Annotated in this window: 19 protein-coding genes; 16 read left to right on the top strand and 3 right to left on the bottom strand. The window is 40.8% G+C overall.

The window, feature by feature from the left end; genetic code table 11:
- Position 1: 1 nt before the first annotated feature.
- From NML75_RS02580 to NML75_RS02565, 4 genes are read left to right on the top strand one after another with little or no spacing between them, the layout of a single operon-like run.
- The gene (locus tag NML75_RS02580) at positions 2-1,300 is read left to right on the top strand and encodes a bifunctional folylpolyglutamate synthase/dihydrofolate synthase (RefSeq protein WP_254733642.1); all 1,299 of its coding nucleotides are present in this window, start codon (positions 2-4) and stop codon (positions 1,298-1,300) included.
- Between the two features lie 3 nt (positions 1,301-1,303).
- A complete protein-coding gene (folE, locus tag NML75_RS02575) occupies positions 1,304-1,858 on the top strand; it encodes a GTP cyclohydrolase I FolE (protein ID WP_178895460.1) in 555 nt (184 codons plus the stop codon).
- A 40-nt stretch (positions 1,859-1,898) separates the two neighbouring features.
- Positions 1,899-2,729: a 2-amino-4-hydroxy-6-hydroxymethyldihydropteridine diphosphokinase gene (folK, locus tag NML75_RS02570; protein WP_178895459.1), complete on the top strand. Its 831-nt coding sequence runs from the start codon at positions 1,899-1,901 to the stop codon at positions 2,727-2,729.
- Positions 2,713-3,996, top strand: a complete 1,284-nt coding sequence (locus NML75_RS02565) for a DUF308 domain-containing protein (protein ID WP_178895458.1) — start codon at positions 2,713-2,715, stop codon at positions 3,994-3,996. Before folK ends, NML75_RS02565 begins: the two co-directional genes overlap by 17 nt.
- 35 nt (positions 3,997-4,031) lie before the next feature.
- Here NML75_RS02565 and NML75_RS02560 read toward each other — a convergent pair whose 3' ends face one another.
- The gene (locus tag NML75_RS02560) at positions 4,032-4,349 is read right to left on the bottom strand and encodes a DUF960 domain-containing protein (RefSeq protein ID WP_178895457.1); all 318 of its coding nucleotides are present in this window, start codon (positions 4,347-4,349) and stop codon (positions 4,032-4,034) included.
- Between the two features lie 203 nt (positions 4,350-4,552).
- Here NML75_RS02560 and ccpA point away from each other — a divergent pair, with 203 nt between their 5' ends.
- A complete protein-coding gene (ccpA, locus tag NML75_RS02555) occupies positions 4,553-5,560 on the top strand; it encodes a catabolite control protein A (protein ID WP_178895456.1) in 1,008 nt (335 codons plus the stop codon).
- Positions 5,561-5,600: 40 nt separating this feature from the next.
- Here ccpA and NML75_RS02550 read toward each other — a convergent pair whose 3' ends face one another.
- Complete coding sequence (locus NML75_RS02550) at positions 5,601-6,563, bottom strand: asparaginase (protein ID WP_254733641.1); 963 nt, start codon at positions 6,561-6,563, stop codon at positions 5,601-5,603.
- Between the two features lie 65 nt (positions 6,564-6,628).
- On the opposite strand from NML75_RS02550, the gene NML75_RS02545 reads away from it, so the two are divergent.
- Positions 6,629-8,020, top strand: coding sequence for a Cof-type HAD-IIB family hydrolase (locus NML75_RS02545; RefSeq protein ID WP_225750730.1), 1,392 nt, complete (start codon positions 6,629-6,631; stop codon positions 8,018-8,020).
- A 29-nt stretch (positions 8,021-8,049) separates the two neighbouring features.
- Here the strand turns inward: NML75_RS02545 and NML75_RS02540 are convergent, their stop codons facing one another.
- Positions 8,050-8,502, bottom strand: coding sequence for a universal stress protein (locus tag NML75_RS02540; protein WP_006155803.1), 453 nt, complete (start codon positions 8,500-8,502; stop codon positions 8,050-8,052).
- Positions 8,503-8,644: 142 nt separating this feature from the next.
- On the opposite strand from NML75_RS02540, the gene NML75_RS02535 reads away from it, so the two are divergent.
- The 10 genes from NML75_RS02535 to ftsL all read left to right on the top strand — a co-directional run bounded on the left by NML75_RS02535 (position 8,645) and on the right by ftsL (position 20,044).
- Positions 8,645-9,484 carry a metallophosphoesterase family protein gene (locus tag NML75_RS02535; protein ID WP_225750729.1) on the top strand — a complete coding sequence of 280 codons (840 nt, stop codon included), beginning with the start codon at positions 8,645-8,647 and terminating at the stop codon, positions 9,482-9,484.
- Between the two features lie 70 nt (positions 9,485-9,554).
- Positions 9,555-9,992 (top strand): Rrf2 family transcriptional regulator, encoded by a 438-nt coding sequence (locus tag NML75_RS02530; RefSeq protein ID WP_225750728.1) that lies wholly within the window; start codon positions 9,555-9,557, stop codon positions 9,990-9,992.
- A 196-nt stretch (positions 9,993-10,188) separates the two neighbouring features.
- Complete coding sequence (recJ, locus tag NML75_RS02525; RefSeq protein WP_254733640.1) at positions 10,189-12,408, top strand: single-stranded-DNA-specific exonuclease RecJ; 2,220 nt, start codon at positions 10,189-10,191, stop codon at positions 12,406-12,408.
- 191 nt (positions 12,409-12,599) lie between these two features.
- Positions 12,600-13,262, top strand: a complete 663-nt coding sequence (locus tag NML75_RS02520) for a COG3942 and LysM peptidoglycan-binding domain-containing protein (protein WP_254733639.1) — start codon at positions 12,600-12,602, stop codon at positions 13,260-13,262.
- Positions 13,263-13,484: 222 nt separating this feature from the next.
- On the top strand, positions 13,485-15,146 hold the full coding sequence (locus NML75_RS02515; RefSeq protein ID WP_004251767.1) for a ribonuclease J: 1,662 nt from the start codon (positions 13,485-13,487) through the stop codon (positions 15,144-15,146).
- A gap of 68 nt (positions 15,147-15,214) precedes the next feature.
- Positions 15,215-15,994, top strand: a complete 780-nt coding sequence (locus tag NML75_RS02510) for an alpha/beta hydrolase (protein ID WP_006147883.1) — start codon at positions 15,215-15,217, stop codon at positions 15,992-15,994.
- 106 nt (positions 15,995-16,100) lie between these two features.
- Positions 16,101-16,802 carry a M57 family metalloprotease gene (locus NML75_RS02505; protein WP_254733638.1) on the top strand — a complete coding sequence of 234 codons (702 nt, stop codon included), beginning with the start codon at positions 16,101-16,103 and terminating at the stop codon, positions 16,800-16,802.
- Between the two features lie 69 nt (positions 16,803-16,871).
- Positions 16,872-18,698, top strand: a complete 1,827-nt coding sequence (gene uvrC, locus NML75_RS02500) for an excinuclease ABC subunit UvrC (RefSeq protein ID WP_254733637.1) — start codon at positions 16,872-16,874, stop codon at positions 18,696-18,698.
- Between the two features lie 68 nt (positions 18,699-18,766).
- The gene (gene rsmH, locus NML75_RS02495; RefSeq protein ID WP_006150290.1) at positions 18,767-19,717 is read left to right on the top strand and encodes a 16S rRNA (cytosine(1402)-N(4))-methyltransferase RsmH; all 951 of its coding nucleotides are present in this window, start codon (positions 18,767-18,769) and stop codon (positions 19,715-19,717) included.
- 9 nt (positions 19,718-19,726) lie between these two features.
- Positions 19,727-20,044: a cell division protein FtsL gene (gene ftsL / locus NML75_RS02490; RefSeq protein ID WP_195183813.1), complete on the top strand. Its 318-nt coding sequence runs from the start codon at positions 19,727-19,729 to the stop codon at positions 20,042-20,044.
- Position 20,045 lies beyond the last annotated feature (1 nt).

The following is a 20,045-nucleotide window of genomic DNA, read 5'->3' as shown; positions in this document are numbered from 1 at the left end:
GATGAATAAAAACGAAACGAATCAGTGGATAACTAACTACCGGACAGACCAACCGCATTTTGGTTTGGATAGAATGGTGAAGCTATTAGCCCTACGTGGCAATCCCCATCTGAAACTAAAGGTTATCCATATCGGAGGAACCAATGGTAAGGGATCTACTATAGCCTTTTTGAAGAATATGTTGGGAAAGATGGGGCTAAGAGTTGGAGTCTTTAGCTCACCCTATCTGATTCATTATACCGATCAGATTGCCATTAATGAGGAATCTATCCCAGAAGCAAGATTAGAGGCCTTGATGGTAGCCTATCGCTCACTACTTGAAGGGGAGTACGCTCCTGCCTTGCAGGGAACGACAGAATTCGAGATTATCACTGCTATAGCCTATGATTATTTTGCTTCTGAGCGAGTCGATGTGGCGATTATGGAAGTTGGTATGGGTGGACTCTTGGATAGCACCAATGTTTGCCAGCCTATCTTAACAGGTATTACGACCATTGGATTAGACCATGTAGCGCTTTTAGGGGATAGCTTGGAAGCCATCGCAGAGCAGAAGGCAGGAATTATCAAGCAAGGAATCCCTATAGTGACTGGTCATATTGTCCCAGAAGCTATGGAGGTTATTGACCAGATTGCGAAAGCGAAAGAGGCTCCTAGCCTGTTCTATGGGGATGCCTATCAGGTTAGCCATCATGAAAGTATTGTCACTGGAGAGATATTTGACTATACAAGTTCTGTTAGACAAGGTCGCTTTCAAACAGGTCTGCTTGGTTTGCACCAGATAGAGAATGCTGGAATGGCACTAACTTTGTTGGATGCCTATTGTCATGAGACTGGGCGAGAATTGCCAGAAAATGATTTAGTGGCTCAAGCTTTAGAGGAAACAAGCTGGCCTGGACGTTTAGAAGTTGTTTCTAGAAAACCCTTGATGATTTTAGATGGGGCCCACAACCCCCATGCAATCAAAGCTTTATTAGCTACCCTGAAAGAACGATTTGCTGACTATCACAAGGAAATCCTCTTTACTTGTATTAAAACCAAGGCTTTAGAGGATATGTTAGATTTATTAGAGGCCTTACCAGATACTAATCTTACACTAACACATTTTGATGATGGTCGAGCGACAGACGAAGAGGTGCTAAAACAGGCAGCTCATTCTAGAAATTTAAACTACCAAAGTTGGCAGGCATTTCTAGACCAAAGTATGATAGATATTGAAGAGAAAAAAACAGTTAGGATAGTAACGGGCTCCTTGTATTTCTTGAGCCAGGTGCGAGCCTATCTAATGGAGAGGAAAAACTAGAGAATGGATACACAAAAAATTGAGACGGCTGTAAAAATGATTATCGAAGCGGTCGGCGAAGATATCAACCGTGAGGGATTGCAGGAGACACCAGCTCGTGTAGCTCGCATGTATCAAGAGATTTTTTCAGGACTTGGTCAAACTGCAGAGGAATATTTGTCAAAATCCTTTGAGATTATTGATGACAATATGGTAGTGGAAAAGGATATTTTTTTCCATACCATGTGTGAACACCACTTCTTGCCATTTTATGGGAAAGCCCATATTGCTTACATCCCAGATGGACGTGTAGCAGGTTTGTCGAAGCTTGCACGTACAGTTGAAGTTTATGCAAAAAAACCACAGATTCAAGAACGCTTGAATATCGAAGTGGCAGATGCTTTGATGGAATACCTAGGTGCTAAGGGAGCTTTTGTTGTCATTGAAGCAGAGCATATGTGTATGAGTATGCGAGGTGTCCGAAAACCAGGAACTGCAACCTTGACAACAGTATCTCGTGGAGTCTTTGAAACGGATAAAGACCTCCGAGATCAAGCATACCGTCTCATGGGGCTATAAAAAATCTGTTTTAAGTAGATTTTTCTAGAAAGGACTAGTTATGGATCAATTGCGCATTAAGGATCTGGAAGTTTTCGCCTTTCATGGACTCTTCTCTAGTGAGAAGGAATTAGGGCAAAAGTTTGTCATTTCAGCTAGCTTATCCTATGATATGACCAAGGCTGCGACGGAGCTGGACTTAGAATCTTCAATTCACTATGGAGAACTTTGTCAGCAATGGACGACTTGGTTCCAGGAAACCACTGAAGACCTGATTGAAACAGTAGCCTATAAACTAGTAGAGCGCACTTTTGAAACCTATCCAATAGTTCAAGAAATTAAACTGGAACTCAAAAAACCATGGGCGCCTATTCATCTACCGCTAGAAACCTGTTCAGTAACTATTCACCGTCGTAAACAAAGAGCTTTTATCGCTCTAGGAAGTAATATGGGTGATAAGACAGCTAATCTTGAGCAAGCGATTGACAAAATGCGAGCTCGTGGCATCCATGTTCTCAAGGAGTCTAGCGTAATTACGACTGAGCCTTGGGGCGGGGTAGAGCAAGATAGCTTTGCTAATCAAGTCATTGAGGTGGAAACTTGGTTGCCGGCGCCAATCTTGTTAAATACTTTGTTAAGTATTGAATCAGAGATGGGTCGGGTTAGAGAAGTGCATTGGGGACCTCGCTTGATTGACTTGGACTTGCTCTTTGTAGAGGATCAAGTTATCTATACAGATGACCTCATCTTACCTCATCCTTATATCGCTGAGCGCCTCTTTGTCCTAGAATCCCTTCAAGAAATAGCACCTCATTTTATCCATCCAGTGCTAGGGCAACCGATACGTCACTTATATCGTCAATTGGAGAAAGAAAATGGCCAAGGTTTCTGAAACTTATAGTAAATGGAAAAGTATAGGGGAAGGTCTTGTAGCTATTGTCTTAGGCCTTCTCTTGGTTTGTTTTGGGCAGGTAGTTCCAATACTGGGTTACCAACTCCTGATGGCCTACTTTTTCTTGTCAGCAGTTTGGCAACTATTGACGCGATGGTTTCAAGAAAAGTCCCGTAGAGAAAATATATTTGTAACTCTAGCCAAGCTCTTTCTTGCAGTCATTCTATTTGACTCAGTCATCTTGCAAGGGATAGCTCTCTATTTCTTGGTTGTTATCATTGGAAGTTATCAGCTTTTTACAGGTCTAATCAGTCTGATTACCTGGTTGCTATACCGGAAAAATCATATTCATCCGAGGATTAATTATTTATTTGATGCTTTGTGGATGATGGGATTTGGTCTCTATAGTATTTCCCCTTTTCATGATGCGACAAATTTTGAATTGCTCTTACTTGGTTTTTACTTGATCATGTTGGGGGCAAGCAGTGTCAGGGATGGATTCTTTTTTGAAAAAGGGAGAAGCAATCCTAAGCTCAAGCGTAGAATGAGAATGACCCTGCCTATATTTATGACAGCCTTGATTCCCATCAGTACCTTACGACGATGGAATGAAAGGTTATCTACTCATCAGGTAGAAGAAAACGAAGTGCATTTGGAGAGAAAAAATGAAAAATCTGTTGACTTAGAAATTTTCATCCATACTTCAGAATCATCCTTCTTCTTGGCCATGGGCCATGTAGATATTTGCTACCAAGGTCAGGTTATTTCCTACGGTTCTTATGACCCTCACTCAGAGCGCTTGTTTGGGACAATCGGTGACGGAGTATTATTTAAGGCTAATCGTGAAAAATATATTGAACTTTGTAAGAGAGAAAGCCAGAAAACCCTATTCGCCTATGGTTTAAGCCTGTCTGAACAACAGAAAAAAGCCATCGAAGAACGATTGAGAGAGATAGAAAGCCTCTTGATACCTTGGGAGCCAAGTTCACAACTGCTGAAAAGAAGGGAAGGAGAGGTCAAACATACCTACTCTTATCAGCTGAAACACGAGGCTGATGCGACACTCTATAAGTTCACATCCTCTAAATTTAAAACCTACTTTGTTCTCAGTACCAACTGTGTTCTATTAGCCGACTCTATTGTTGGGGAGGCTGGAACAGATATCCTGAGTCCCCAAGGTTTTATCGTTCCTGGGACTTATCAGGACTATCTTGATTTAGAATTTAAAAAACCGAGTGGCATCGTAGTCAGTCGTTCTGTTTATTAAAAAAAAATAAAACTCTAGTCAGAAGGCTAGAGTTTTTAAAATAGGTCATTTTCTTCAGGGAGGAGGATAGTTTCCTTGCCGTCCATATCCATAACAAGTACTTTCGGTGGATACAATGGGTCAAAGGGATGATTAAAATCGAAGTCAATCGTTGTAGGTAGATGCTCGCTTGAAAAACGGAAGGTGATGAAACCGTTACTGTTTAAAAGTTGAAATTCTAACTCATCTTCTAGTTCAAATACATGCTTTAAAAAATGATCGATAATATACCAGATTGAGTCGATGACATCGTCTGGGAGATTGGTTACCACACCAAAGCTGGCACAACGTCTATGTGAATCCGTAAAAGCCATTGATACCTCCTACTTAATTTTTTATTATCATACTGCAAACTGGCCTAAAAATCAAGAAAAGTAAACTGATTACAAAAATATGATTATCGGTGAAATTTTTTCAAATAAACTTTATATATCCCTTGAAAATGCTTACAATTAGTGGTAAACTAGTAATGGTGTAAACATGAAAACAAAATTTTCAACATTAGAAAGGAAATGGTATGAACACAGATGATACAGTAACAATTTATGACGTTGCCCGAGAAGCAGGAGTTTCAATGGCAACAGTCAGTCGTGTAGTCAATGGTAATAAGAATGTCAAAGAGAACACTCGTAAGAAAGTTCTAGAGGTTATTGAACGCCTAGACTATCGTCCCAATGCAGTAGCTCGTGGCTTGGCAAGCAAACGAACAACAACTGTTGGTGTTGTCATTCCGGATATCACAAATACTTATTTCGCTGCTCTGGCAAAAGGGATTGATGATATTGCCGAAATGTACAAATACAACATCGTCCTTGCTAATAGCGATGAGGATGATGAAAAAGAAGTAGCAGTAGTGAATACACTCTTTTCAAAACAAGTCGATGGTATTATTTTTATGGGCTATCATTTGACAGAGAAGATTCGTTCAGAGTTTTCACGTTCACGCACTCCTGTGGTTCTTGCAGGAACAGTGGATGTAGAACACCAGCTTCCAAGTGTCAATATTGACTATAAGAATGCTACTGCGGATGCTGTTCGCCATTTGTTGAAACGTAACAAAAAGATTGCTTTTGTGAGTGGTCCCTTAGTTGATGATATCAATGGTAAGGTTCGCTTGGTTGGATATAAGGAAGCTTTGAAAGAAGCTGGAGTCAACTATAGTGAAGGTCTTGTATTTGAATCTAAATATCGCTATGACGATGGTTATGCCTTGGCAGAACGCTTGATTTCTTCTAAAGCAACAGCAGCTATTGTGACTGGTGATGAATTGGCGGCAGGTCTCTTGAATGGTTTGGCTGACCATGGCATTTCAGTACCAGAAGACTTTGAAATCATTACAAGTGATGATTCTCAAATCGCACGCTATACTCGACCAAATTTGACAACTATCGCACAACCCTTGTATGACCTTGGTGCGATCAGTATGCGTATGTTGACGAAGATTATGCATAAGGAAGAATTGGAGGAACGTGAAGTTCTTCTCCCTCACGGTTTGACAGAACGCAAATCAACTCGCAAAAAGTAATAAAAATCCCCAGGAATCTAACTGATTTCCTGGGTTTTTCTTATCCTTCCATATATGCTCGGAGCTCGTCACCTTTAAGTCCTGCATTAACTGCAATGAGGAGCTTTAGCCGCGCTTTCTGAGCGTTTAGTTCTTTTACAAAATATACACCATCATTCTGAAGACAAACACCACCGCCTTCGTAGGCGTAAACAGGTTCTGCAATCCCATTGAAACAACGTGAGACTAGTGCAACAGGAAGTCCTGCTTGACTGAGAGATTTTAATTTTTCAGCTGTTTCTTTTGGTACATTTCCAGCGCCAAAAGCCTGAATAATCAATCCATCTAGTTGGTTAACAGGAAGTAAATCGAGAAGTTCATCGGTCATGCCCGCATAAACAGGGATAATAGGGACCAACCCTTGAATGCTCTCAAGGTCAAAACGAACACGAGGTTCAGCCGTTTTGAAGTAGAGAATTTCCTGCTTCATAATGAGCCCAAGAGGGCCATGGGTCGGTGTTTGAAAGGTGCTAACATTCGTCGTATGCGTCTTGGTCACATACTTAGCAGCGTGAATTTCGTCATTCATCACGACCAAGACACCCTTGTCAGCAGCTTTATCGTCACTCGCGACGCGTAGGGCACTGAGATAATTGTAGACGCCATCGCTTCCTAGTTCATTGGAGCTTCTCATAGCGCCTGTCAGGACGATAGGCATATGAGGGACTTCCATGGTATCGAGGAAATAAGCCGTTTCTTCTAGGGTATCTGTCCCATGTGTAATCACAACACCATCATAGGACGATGCCTCTTGTTTAATTTTTTTGTAGAGGGCCAACATATGCTTGGGCTTGATGTGTGGGCTAGGTAAATTTAAAAAATCCAAGGAATGGACTTCGACACCTTCTAGAGGATTAGAGATATGGTTCATAGGGTTATCAACACTAGTCCTTACAGCTCCAGATTCATCTGCCTGCATGGAGATAGTGCCACCGGTATGTAAAACAAGGATTTTCTTAGTCATGATTCGCTCACTTTTTCTGAAATGTGGTATAATCATTGTATCATAAAAGAAAGGAATGAGATAGAATGGAAGTCAAAGCTGTTTTTTTTGATATTGATGGAACGCTTGTAAATGACAGTAAGAGTGTTTTGAAGTCCACAAAGGAAGCTATCAAGATTGTGAAAGAACAAGGGGTGCTTGTTGGGGTAGCAACAGGGCGAGGACCTTTTTTTGTTAAGGATTTGATGGATGATTTGGACCTGGATTTTGCAGTAACTTACAATGGCCAATATATCTTTAACAAAGATCGTGTTCTTTTTGCTAGCCCTATTGATAAGAGAAGCCTCAGACAAATCATCTCTTATGCTAAGAAAAATCGAAAAGAGATTGCCATGGGAACGCGACAAGACGTTGTCGGTTCTCGGATTATGTCTTTTGGGCTCAGTCCTCTTTCACAGCTAGTTAGTCGATTTGTACCTAAATTTTTGACTCGTACTGTTAGTCATTCCTTTAATCGTATGGTCAGTAAGGCCCTTCCTCAGAAGGAAGATGATTTGTTGGACTTAATCAACCAACCAATCTATCAGGTGCTTATGTTGATGACGCCTGAGGAGACAAACCATGCTGCTGAAGCATTAAATCATTTGAAATTTACCAGAAGTAATCCATTCGCGGCCGATATTATCAATCAAGAAAATTCTAAGTTAGAGGGTATCCGTCGTGTCGGGAAAGAGTATGGTTTTGAACTCAATCAAGTCATGGCCTTTGGGGACTCGGATAATGACTTGGAAATGTTGGCTGGTGTTGGTATGTCTGTTGCCATGGGAAATGGTAGTAGCAGTGTAAAAGAAGTTGCTAAGCATATTACTACCAGTAACCAAGATGATGGGATTCACAAGGCTTTGGAATATTTTGGAGTCTTGGCTTCTGAAAAAGTCTTTGTCAGTCGTGACTATCATTTCAACAAGGTTAAGACCTTCCATCGTATGATGGATGAGCGAACTCAAGAAGAACCTATAGCTTGGGATTTAGAAGGGGCGACCCACCGTGCTGGCTTTAAGATTGAAGAGTTAGTTGAATTTGTCCGTGCTGCAAGCAATTCTGAAGAGGAATTCCAACAAGCTGTGCAGGATTTACACCAAGCACTTGATATAGCTGCCGAAAAAGTATCTCAGTCAACACCAGCTGAGAAAACCCTCGTTGGTCAAGTGGATGCTTTGATTGACACGCTCTACTTTACTTATGGAAGTTTCGTTTTAATGGGGGTAGACCCAGAGAGAATCTTTGAGATTGTCCATCAAGCAAACATGGGTAAAATCTTCCCAGATGGTAAGGCTCATTTTGATCCAGTAACCCACAAAATCTTGAAACCAGATAACTGGAAAGAAAAGTACGCTCCAGAGCCTGCAATAAAAAAGGAAATAGAGCGCCAAATCAAGGCTTATGAACGTCATAAGGAAAGAGAAAACCAAAAATAAAAGGAGCAGATGCTCCTTTTATTTTTGGTTTATAAAGTTTTATCCTTGTCTCGGACGACGAGAAGGTCAACGCTTGTATGGCGTAGGATATATTCTGATGAAGATCCGACAAGCAAACGTTCGAAGGCGTTAAGCCCTGTTGCTCCAACCAAAATCAAATCAACGTGTTCTTGATCAGGGATTGTTTTAGCCAAAAGAGTTTTAGGATTTCCCATTTCGATGACAACTTGAATATCTTTAAGACCAGCGTCTCTTGCACGCTTTTCATATTCTGCCATCAACTCTTGTGCCTCGACTTGTAACTCTTCGTAAACTTCTGCATCGAATGTTGAAATGCTTTGAAGAGCACGAGTATCGATTACATGCGCAATGGTTAATTTAGCCTGGTTACGTAATGCTGACTGAACTCCTTTGATAAAAGCCAAATCAGCTTCTTTAGAACCGTCGACTGCTACCATGATGTTTTCGTAACGTTGTGTCATATCAAAAACCTCCTCATTTCTTATCACCTTCATTGTAATCCTTTTCACTAAAAAAGTAAAGTAAAACATGATAGTAAAAATGCTTTTTGACTTTGATTTTGAGAGTGCTATAATTAAAGGAGAGAATGCAAGAGGGAATCATATGACAAAAATTGCGGTACTTTCAGATATCCATGGAAATACAAGAGCACTGGAAGCTGTTTTAGCAGATGCAGAGAAGGCAGGCGCTGAGGAATATTGGCTCTTGGGAGATATTCTCATGCCTGGGACAGGACGAAAAAATATTCTCAGACGATTAGAGGACTTGCCAATAACGGTTCGAGTTTTGGGGAATTGGGAAGAGAGTTTGTGGCGGGCTGCTCATCGAAAATTAGATACAAGTAGACCTAGCCATCGATACCTCTTGCGCCAATGCCAGTATATTATGGAAGAAATTAGTCTAGATGATATTGAAGCTCTACAGGCATTTCCCATGCACACACACCGCCAGTTTGGAAATCTGAAGGTAGGGATAAGCCATCATTTGCCGGATAAAAATTGGGGAAGAGAACTGATCCATCTTGGCAAGCAGGAAGATTTTGACCGTTTGGTAACCAATCCTGACTATGATATTGCGATTTATGGGCATATTCACCAGCAATTTCTTCGCTATGGGAGCGAGGGACAACTCATTTTAAATCCAGGATCAATTGGGCAACCGTTCTTTTTATCAGCAAGTCTTCGCAAGGATTTACGTGCTCAGTACATGATTTTAGAGTTTGATGAAAAAGGCTTGAAAGATATCGATTTTCGTCGTGTTGATTACGATGTTGAATCAGAATTACAATTGGCTAGAGATTTGAAATTGCCCTACTATGAGGTATACTATGAAAGCTTAGTCAATGGAATTCACCATACCCATAATCAGGACTTGTTGCACGAAATCGCTCAGAGTCAAGGACATGATGTTGAATTGGACGACTGGCTTAGTCGTAACTCTTGACATTACAACTCTAGGAGATATAATAAATATAAGAGAAGAATGAGCTTTGTTGATAATAAAGGAGGACTGCATGCAAATTTCAAGCCGATTTACCATTGCGACACATATGTTGGTAATCATTGCCCTAAAGGGGAAGGAAAGCAAGGTGACTAGTGATTTTCTAGCTAGTAGTGTTGGAGTCAATCCTGTTATTATCCGAAAAACTTTGTCCCAACTGAAAAAAGCAGACTTGATTTCCGTCGCGCGTGGAACTGGAGGGGCAGAGATTATCAAAAATCTTGAGGATATCAGTCTTTTGGATATTTATCAAGCAGTGGAATGCCTTGGAAAGACTGGACAACTCTTTAGTTTTCATGATAATCCTAATCCAAATTGTCCAGTTGGAGCCAATATTCATGTGGTTTTAGATGAGAAATTGCTAAAAATCCAGCAAGCTATGGAAAAAGAATTGAGCCTAACGAGTCTCGCTCAACTAGTGGCTGATACAGAAGCGAGAATTAAAGAATAAATTTTAAAATAAGGAACACCTGAATTGCTAAGCTGAAAAGCTTGGTTGTTTAGGTGCTTTTTGCGTAATTAAATATGCTGGGTGTTAGCTGAAGTGGCCTGAAAATTTAGCAAGGAATGTGGTTAGATTAGCAAGAGAAAAACTAAAAATCATGTTATAATAAAACGATAGAATCGTAAGAAAGAGTGGATGAATTTTGATTATTCCGACTTATAATTGGCAATTTGCACCTCAAGTTGAGGATGCGGATTTTACAAAAATCGCCAAGAAAGCTGGGCTAGGGCCTGAAGCTGCTCGTCTATTATTTAGCCGTGGTATTAAGGATGAAGATAGTTTGTCTCGTTTTTTGGCACCAAGTCTAGATGATTTACACGATCCCTATCTTCTCCACGATATGGACAAGGCAGTGAATCGTATTCGTCGTGCTATAGAGCAGGGTGAATTTATTCTCGTTTATGGAGACTACGATGCAGATGGGATGACATCAGCTTCTATCCTTAAAGAAACATTAGAACAATTAGGAGCCGAGTGTTTAGTCTATCTTCCTAATCGTTTTACAGATGGTTATGGTCCTAATGCTAGTGTTTACAAGTACTTCATTGAGCAACAAGGGATATCTTTGATTGTAACTGTAGATAATGGAGTTGCAGGCCATGAGGCTATTGACTTGGCTCAATCTATGGGGGTAGATGTCATTGTGACAGACCATCACTCTATGCCAGAAGTTTTGCCAGATGCCTATGCGATTGTCCATCCTGAACGTCCAGAAGCAGACTATCCTTTTAAACATTTAGCAGGTTGTGGAGTGGCGTTTAAACTAGCTTGTGCCCTCTTGGAGGAAGTACAGGTTGAGTTGCTTGATTTGGTTGCTATTGGGACAATTGCCGATATGGTCAGCTTGACGGATGAAAATCGTATTATGGTTCAATATGGTCTAGAAGTTTTGCGCAATACCCAAAGACTAGGCCTCCAAGAACTATTTGAAATTGCAGGGATTTCTAGTAGTGACCTTACAGAAGAGACAGTTGGTTTTCAACTAGCTCCTCGTTTGAATGCGCTAGGACGCTTGGATGATCCCAATCCAGCTATTGAGTTACTAACTGGCTTTGATGATGAAGAGGTGCGTGAGATTGCCCTCATGATTCAAGATAAAAATGAAGAACGTAAGGAAATCGTTCAAGCCATTTATGAAGTAGCTAAAAGTTTGGTAGACCCTAACAAAAGTGTTCAAGTTTTAGCCAAAGAAGGTTGGAATCCAGGAGTGCTTGGGATTGTAGCTGGGCGCTTGTTGGAAGAATTAGGGCAGACAGTTATTGTTCTGAATATTGAAGATGGCCGTGCCAAGGGAAGTGCTCGAAGTATTGAAGCAGTCGATATCTTTGAAGCCTTGAATCCGCATCGGGAACTTTTTATCGCCTTTGGTGGGCATGCAGGCGCTGCAGGTATGACACTTGAAGCGGAACAGCTAGACGCCTTATCGGAAATTTTAGAAACCTATGTAAAAGACAAAGGGATAGATGCCAAGGGCAAGAATACATTATATCTAGATGAAGAATTAGATTTGGAAAGCCTAAGTTTAGAGACGGTTAAAAGTTTTGAACGATTAGCTCCTTTTGGAATGGATAACCAAAAACCTGTTTTTTATATTCGAGATTTTCAAGTTGAAAATGCTCGTTCTATGGGAGCGGGAGATAGTCATCTAAAATTGAAGATTTCCAAAGGGACCGCGAGCTTTGAGGTAGTAGCTTTTGGCCAAGGATCAAAGGCTACAGAGTTTTCTCAGGTAAAACAACTGGAATTGGCAGTTACCCTTTCTGTTAACCAATGGAATGGGCAAACAACCCTCCAGTTGATGATGGTAGATGCCCGTGTGGACAGTGTTCAACTTTTTAACATCCGTAGTAAGAGTGTAGAGATACCAGAGGGAGTACCTGTCCTAGATTTTACCAGTGCTTTGCCAGAAATGCTTTCTAGCCCAGCAATCGTTGTAAAAAATATTCCCGAGGATCTCAATCTTCTCAAACAAGTGTTGCAAGAACAGGATTTCTCTGCTATTTACTTTAAAAATGATATCGCTAAAGCATACTATTTGACAGGTTATGGTACAAGAGAGCAATTCGCTAAGCTTTACAAGACAATCTACCAGTTCCCGGAATTTGATATTCGTTATAAGCTCAAGGACTTATCAGCTTATTTGAAGATAGAACAGATCTTGCTAGTCAAAATGATTCAGATTTTTGAAGAACTTGGTTTTGTCACCATTGAAAATGGTGTGATGAGGGTTAATAAAGATGCGGCTAAACGGGATATTGCTGAAAGTCAGATTTATCAAAATCTCAAGCAAACTGTTAAAGACCAAGAAATGATGGCACTAGGTACAGTACAGGAAATATATGATTTCTTGGTGAAAAAATAAATACAAAGAGGCTGAAGTAACCTATTTCAGTCTCTTTTTGTAAGTGATTTTTAACTTTATGTAGTAAAAGTATACAGATTTGTAACATGACTACAACATAAATCTAAAACAACTGACATGTAAATCAGGTATGATTCTCTTATCAACATAAAAATTAAAAATTATCAATAAAATTTTAGGAGAAAATTGTTATGAAAAAAACAGTTGCTAAACTGACTCTTGGTTTAACATCTACAGCTATTTTGGCTACAGTTGGTGCTCAGACTGTTAGCGCAGACTCTTACGTTGTTCAAGATGGTGATTCATTTTTTGGTATTGCTGCTGCAAGTGGTATGGATCCGTATGTGTTGGCGGCAAATAATGGAAAAAGCATTTTTGACACCATCCACCCAGGTGATGTGCTAGAAGTGAGTGGCCTAACTCAAGCTAGCTATTCATACAATGCTCCGGCTTATGAAGCAACTAGTACTGTGAATGGGGTAGCAACTGCTGATGTTGTCGTAAATACTCCTACAAACTACGGGAACTCATATCCTGTTGGTCAGTGTACATGGGGCGTGAAAGAAATGGCTCCTTGGGCTAGCAACTGGTGGGGAAATGCCAACACTTGGGCAATCTATGCTAGTACACAAGGTTTTAGGACAGGAACTGTGCCTGTAGTAGGCGCAATCGCCGTTTGGGACGGTGGTGAATATGGACACGTTGCTTATGTGACAGATGTACAAAGTGAAAATTCTATCCAGGTATTGGAAGCAAACTATGATGGTAGTGGTACTCAACCAATCGGAAATTACCGTGGATGGTTTAATCCAACAGCTTCAAAAGGTACTGTAAGATACATTTATCCAAACTAAAAATAAAAAAAGATTTAGAATTTCTAAATCTTTTTTTATTTCTGAGTAACTTCCTTTATCAGTGGTGAATGAACTCTAGCTAAAATCCTATCTTCATTTTGAAAATTAGTAAAAAAATGGTATAATGAGAGGAAAAGATTCGGATAAAAGTAAATTGAACTTTTAAAAAAAGAGAGTTGTGAAGACTCTACAAACACGTTATAGTAATGCTTCGGAGGAAAAATGACCAATATTAAATTAACAACTCTGGGCGGTGTTCGTGAAAATGGAAAAAACATGTACATCGCAGAAATTAATGACTCAATCTTTGTTTTAGATGCAGGTTTAAAATATCCTGAAAATGAGCAGTTGGGTGTCGATGTCGTTATTCCAAATATGGAATATCTGTTTGAAAATAGCGACCGTATTGCAGGTGTCTTTTTAACGCACGGACATGCGGATGCGATTGGAGCTCTTCCTTATCTTTTGTCAGAAGTGAAAGTTCCTGTTTTTGGTTCAGAGTTGACAATTGAGCTTGCTAAGCTTTTTGTTAAAGGAAATGATAGTGCTAAAAAATTCGATGACTTCCATGTTATTGATGAAAATACAGAAATCGACTTTGGCGGTACGGAGGTTTCCTTCTTCCGCACAACTCACTCTATCCCAGAGAGTCTGGGTGTCGTTTTGAAAACATCTGAAGGAAGTATCGTTTATACAGGGGACTTCAAATTTGACCAAACGGCTAGCGAATCATATGCAACTGACTTTGGTCGTTTAGCAGAAATTGGTCGCGAAGGAGTTTTAGCTCTTCTAAGCGACTCAGCAAACGCAGACAGTAATATTCAAGTAGCTAGCGAAAGTGAAGTTGGTGATGAAATTACACAAACCATTTCTGACTGGGATGGACGTATCATTGTAGCTGCTGTTGCAAGTAACCTTTCTCGCATTCAGCAAGTCTTTGATGCTGCTGCAGAGACAGGACGTCGTGTTGTTTTGACTGGATTTGATATTGAAAATATCGTTCGTACAGCTATTCGCTTGAAAAAATTGTCATTGGCTAACGAAAGTCTCTTGATTAAACCTAAAGATATGTCTCGTTTTGAAGACCACGAGTTAATCATCCTTGAAACCGGTCGTATGGGTGAACCAATTAATGGACTCCGTAAAATGTCAATCGGTCGTCACCGCTATGTTGAAATCAAGGATGGAGACTTGGTTTATATCGTTACAACGCCATCAATCGCTAAAGAAGCTGTTATGGCACGTGTAGAAAATATGGTCTACCAAGCAGGTGGTGTCGTTAAACCGATCACTCAAAGCTTGCGTGTATCAGGACATGGGAATGCGCGTGATCTGCAATTGATGATTAATCTTTTGCAACCTCAGTATCTCTTCCCAATCCAGGGTGAATACCGTGAGTTGGACGCTCATGCCAAGGCTGCTATGGCTGTTGGGTTGTTGCCAGAACGCATTTTTATCCCGAAAAAGGGCACAACCATGTCTTATGAACATGGGGACTTTGTCCCGTCTGGTGCAGTTGCTGCAGGTGATGTCTTGATTGACGGAAATGCCATTGGGGATGTTGGTAATGTTGTTCTTCGTGACCGTAAGGTCTTGTCAGAAGATGGTATTTTCATCGTGGCTATCACTGTTAACCGTCGCGAGAAGAAAATCATTGCCAAAGCACGAGTGCATACACGTGGCTTTGTCTACCTCAAGAAGAGTCGAGATATTCTGCGCGAAAGTACAGAGTTGGTGAACCAAACAGTTGAAGACTATCTCCAAGGGGAGGACTTTGACTGGGCTGATCTTAAAGGTAAGGTTCGTGACAATTTGGCTAAATTCCTTTTTGAACAAACGAAACGTCGTCCAGCCATTTTACCAGTAGTCATGGAAGCAAAATAAGGATTAAATAGCAAGAGAGAAAGTCGAGTTTCGGCTTTTTCTTATCTCAAACGAATAAGGAGCAAGTTATGGCAGTAATGAAGATTGAGTATTACTCAGAAGTTTTAGGTATGGAGTGGGGAGTAAATGTACTCTATCCGGATGCATCTCGGGTGACAGAGCCAAACAGTAAAGATATTCCAGTTCTCTATCTCCTTCATGGAATGTCAGGGAACCACAACAGTTGGCTCAAACGGACCAATGTAGAACGCTTGCTACGTGGGACCAATCTGATAGTTGTCATGCCAAATACAAACAACGGCTGGTATACAGATACTCAGTATGGCTATAACTATTACACAGCTCTAGCAGAAGAGTTGCCTAAGGTGCTCAAACGCTTCTTCCCCAATATGACCAACGAGCGAGATAAAACCTTCATTGCTGGTTTATCAATGGGCGGCTATGGTTCCTTCAAGTTAGCACTGTCAACTGACCGTTTCTCCCATGCAGCTAGCTTTTCTGGGGCGCTTAGCTTCGAGAAGTTTTCTCCTGAGAGTCAAGATTTAGGAACGCGTGCCTACTGGCGAGGTGTTTTTGGCAAAGTTAATGATTGGGTGAATAGCCCTTACTCGCTTGAGACCCTTGCCAAAAAGTCAGACAAGGAGACCAAACTCTGGGTTTGGTGTGGCGAACAAGATTATCTCTATTCTGCCAATAATCTAGCAGTTAAAAATCTTAAGAAACTTGGTTTAGATGTGACTTATAGCCATAGTGCAGGAACCCATGAGTGGTATTATTGGGAAAAGCAATTGGAACGTTTTTTAACTACCTTGCCAATTGATTTTGTTTTGGAAGAACGTTTATCCTAATTTTAGCTTTCTTTCAGCTTGTTTTAGTAGAATAAAGAATCTATCTTTAGAATGGGAATCCATGACTTAAAGATGGGTTCTTATTTTTTTAGAAAGGTGGGCAATTATGGGCTGGATTATTCGTGTGTTATGTCGGTTTTTACTAGGGATTTTACGTATGTTTTGGCGCCTTGTATGGACGCTTATCTTCTTCATTCTCATCACTTTTGGGATTCTCTGGTATGTGACAGGTAATTTACCTGCTACTTTAAATCAAGTTAGCAAAGTGGTCCAAGTCGGCCAAGCAGGTTGGGATCAATGGCAAGAAACTGGCAAGTTGCAAGGTTTATCTCAGACAGATCATCATCAAGATTCAGGAGCAAAATGGTCAAAGGCGCAAGCAACTATCTATATTGATCCTCAAATGGATGCCACTTTCCAAAAGGCCTACCTTGAAGCTATTGCTAACTGGAACCAGACAGGGGCTTTTAACTTTGAGCTTGTAACAGAAGCGGATCAGGCCAATATTTTCGCTACCGAAATGAATGATGGTTCGACAGCTGTAGCAGGTGAGGCGGAGAGTCAGACAAATCTCCTAACCAAACAATTCATTTCAGTGACCGTTCGCTTGAATCATTATTATTTATCCAATCCAAACTATGGCTATACCTATGATCGTATCATGCATACAGCAGAGCATGAACTAGGTCATGCGATTGGTTTGGAACATACCAATGAAGTTTCGGTTATGCAACCAGCAGGCTCTTATTATGGAATCCAAGCTCAAGATGTAAAAGAAGTTCAAGAACTATATGAGTCTGGAGAATAAGTGATTTTCTAAGGGAACTGGAGCTCTCTGATTTAAGCAATACAGGGCGCTTTTTGCTATAATGGAACTATGAATAACTTAATTAAATCAAAACTGGAGCTCTTGCCGACTAGCCCTGGTTGTTACATTCACAAAGATAAAAACGGCACTATCATTTATGTAGGAAAGGCTAAAAATCTGCGCAATCGGGTGCGGTCCTACTTCCGTGGGAGCCATGATACCAAGACAGAAGCTCTGGTGTCTGAGATTGTGGATTTTGAGTTTATTGTCACGGAATCTAATATTGAGGCCCTTCTTTTAGAGATTAATCTCATCAAGGAAAACAAGCCTAAGTACAATATTATGCTCAAGGATGATAAGTCCTATCCTTTTATCAAAATCACCAATGAGCGCTATCCTCGCTTGATTATCACCCGTCAGGTCAAAAAAGACGGAGGTCTCTATTTTGGTCCCTATCCGGATGTGGGTGCGGCCAATGAAATCAAACGGCTTTTAGACCGGATTTTTCCTTTTCGCAAGTGTACCAATCCGCCCTCGAAGGTCTGTTTTTATTACCACATCGGCCAGTGTATGGCTCATACGGTTTGTCACAAGGATGAATCTTATTTTAAAGCGATGTCCCAAGAAGTTTCTGATTTTCTCAAGGGGCAGGATGACAAAATCATTAACGACCTCAAGGATAAGATGGCTTTGGCAGCCCAGAATATGGAGTTTGAGCGTGCAGCCGAATACCGTGATCTTATCCAGGCTATTGGCACCCTTCGGACTAAGCAACGAGTCATGGCTAAGGATCTCCAAAACCGTGATGTCTTTGGTTATTATGTGGATAAGGGCTGGATGTGTGTACAGGTTTTCTTTGTCCGTCAGGGTAAGCTGATTGAACGCGATGTCAATCTCTTTCCTTACTACAATGATCCAGATGAGGATTTTTTGACCTATGTGGGACAGTTTTATCAAGAAAAATCTCACCTGGTTCCCAATGAAATTTTGATTCCTCAAGATATTGACGAAGAAGCTATCAAGGCTTTGGTGGATACCAAGGTTCTCAAGCCTCAACGAGGGGAGAAGAAGCAGCTTGTTAATCTAGCCATTAAAAACGCTCGCGTTAGCTTAGAGCAGAAGTTTAATCTGTTAGAGAAATCAGTTGAAAAAACTCAAGGAGCTATTGAAAATCTTGGGCGACTTCTACAAATTCCAACCCCAGTCCGTATCGAGTCTTTTGATAACTCTAATATTATGGGGACCAGTCCAGTTTCTGCTATGGTTGTTTTTGTTAATGGGAAACCAAGCAAAAAAGATTACCGCAAGTATAAAATCAAGACTGTTGTCGGACCAGATGACTATGCAAGTATGCGAGAGGTTATTCGTAGACGTTATGGACGGGTCCAGCGTGACGGTTTGACACTGCCAGATCTAATCGTCATTGATGGTGGACAAGGTCAAGTAAATATTGCTAAGCAGGTTATTCAAGAAGAGTTAGGCTTAGATATTCCGATCGCAGGACTTCAAAAGAATGACAAGCACCAAACCCATGAATTGCTTTTTGGAGATCCGCTTGAGGTGGTAGAGTTGTCTCGCAATTCTCAGGAATTTTTCCTCTTGCAACGCATTCAGGATGAGGTACACCGCTTTGCCATTACATTCCACCGTCAACTCCGTTCGAAAAATTCCTTCTCTTCTCAATTGGATGGAATTGAAGGCCTAGGTCCCAAACGCAAGCAGAATTTGATGAAATATTTCAAATCTCTGACAAAAATCAAGGAAGCCAGCGTGGATGAGATTGTCGCCGTTGGTATACCAAGAGCTGTGGCAGAAGCAGTTCATCATCACCTGAATCCAGAAGTAGACTCCGCGTTAACTCAAGTAGCTGAGAAGCCAGTTGAATATAAGGAATAAACTAGCAGAGGAATGTTTTAGCTTTAGTGGATGCAAGCTAGTCGGATTTGTGGTAAAATAGATAAGATATGACAAAAGAATTTCATCATGTAACGGTCATGCTCCATGAGACCATTGATATGCTAGATGTGAAACCTGATGGTATTTACGTTGATGCGACCTTGGGAGGAGCAGGACACAGCGAGTATTTATTAAGTAAGTTAAGCGACAAAGGGCATCTCTATGCCTTTGACCAAGACCAGAATGCCATTGATAATGCGCAAAAACGTTTGGCTCCCTATATCGAAAAGGGAATGGTCACCTTCATCAAGGATAATTTCCGTCATTTGAAGGACTGTTTACATAACTTAGGTGTGACTGAAATTGATGGAATTTGTTATGATTTAGGTGTGTCAAGCCCGCAGTTGGATCAGCGTGAACGTGGTTTTTCCTATAAGAAGGATGCACCGCTGGATATGCGCATGAATCAGGAAGCTAGTTTGACCGCTTATGAAGTTGTCAATCATTATGACTATCATGAATTGGTTCGAATCTTTTTCAAATATGGAGAGGACAAGTTTTCCAAACAGATTGCTCGAAAAATTGAACAGGCGCGTGAACAGAAACCGATTGAGACCACGACGGAATTGGCAGAGATTATTAAATCTGCCAAACCGGCAAAGGAGCTCAAGAAAAAAGGCCACCCAGCTAAACAAATTTTCCAAGCTATCCGTATAGAGGTCAATGATGAACTGGGTGCTGCAGATGAATCAATCCAGCAGGCTATGGATATGCTGGCTCTAGATGGCAGAATATCAGTGATTACCTTCCATTCGCTGGAGGATCGCTTGACCAAACAGTTATTTAAGGAAGCTTCCACAGTTGAAGTTCCTAAAGGTTTGCCTTTCATCCCAGACGATCTCAAGCCCAAGATGGAATTAGTCTCTCGTAAACCGATTTTACCAAGCAAGGAAGAATTGGAAGCCAATAATCGTTCCCACTCAGCCAAGCTTCGAGTGGCAAGAAAAATTCACAAGTAAGAGGAAACCATGGTAGAAAACAGAGGAACAACGAGCCAATTGCTACAAGCTCGTATAAAAAAATTTTCACGTGTTGAAAAGGCCTTTTACCTTTCAATTGCCATCACAGCCCTTGTCTTAGCGATCAGTGTAGTCTATATGCAGACAAAACTTTTTCAGGTTCAGAGTGATTTGACAAGAGTCAATGCACAAATCGAGGAAAAAAAGACAGAGCTGGATGATGCTAAACAAGAAGTTAATGAATTGATCCGATCAGAACGTTTGACCGAAATTGCAAATTCACAAGATTTGCAATTGAATAATGAAAATATTCGATCGGCGGAGTAGT

It is taken from the genome of Streptococcus sp. CF4-3, assembly GCF_024295385.1.
Lineage (GTDB): Bacteria > Bacillota > Bacilli > Lactobacillales > Streptococcaceae > Streptococcus > Streptococcus infantis_I.
This window is presented reverse-complemented; position numbering and strand designations above follow the sequence as displayed.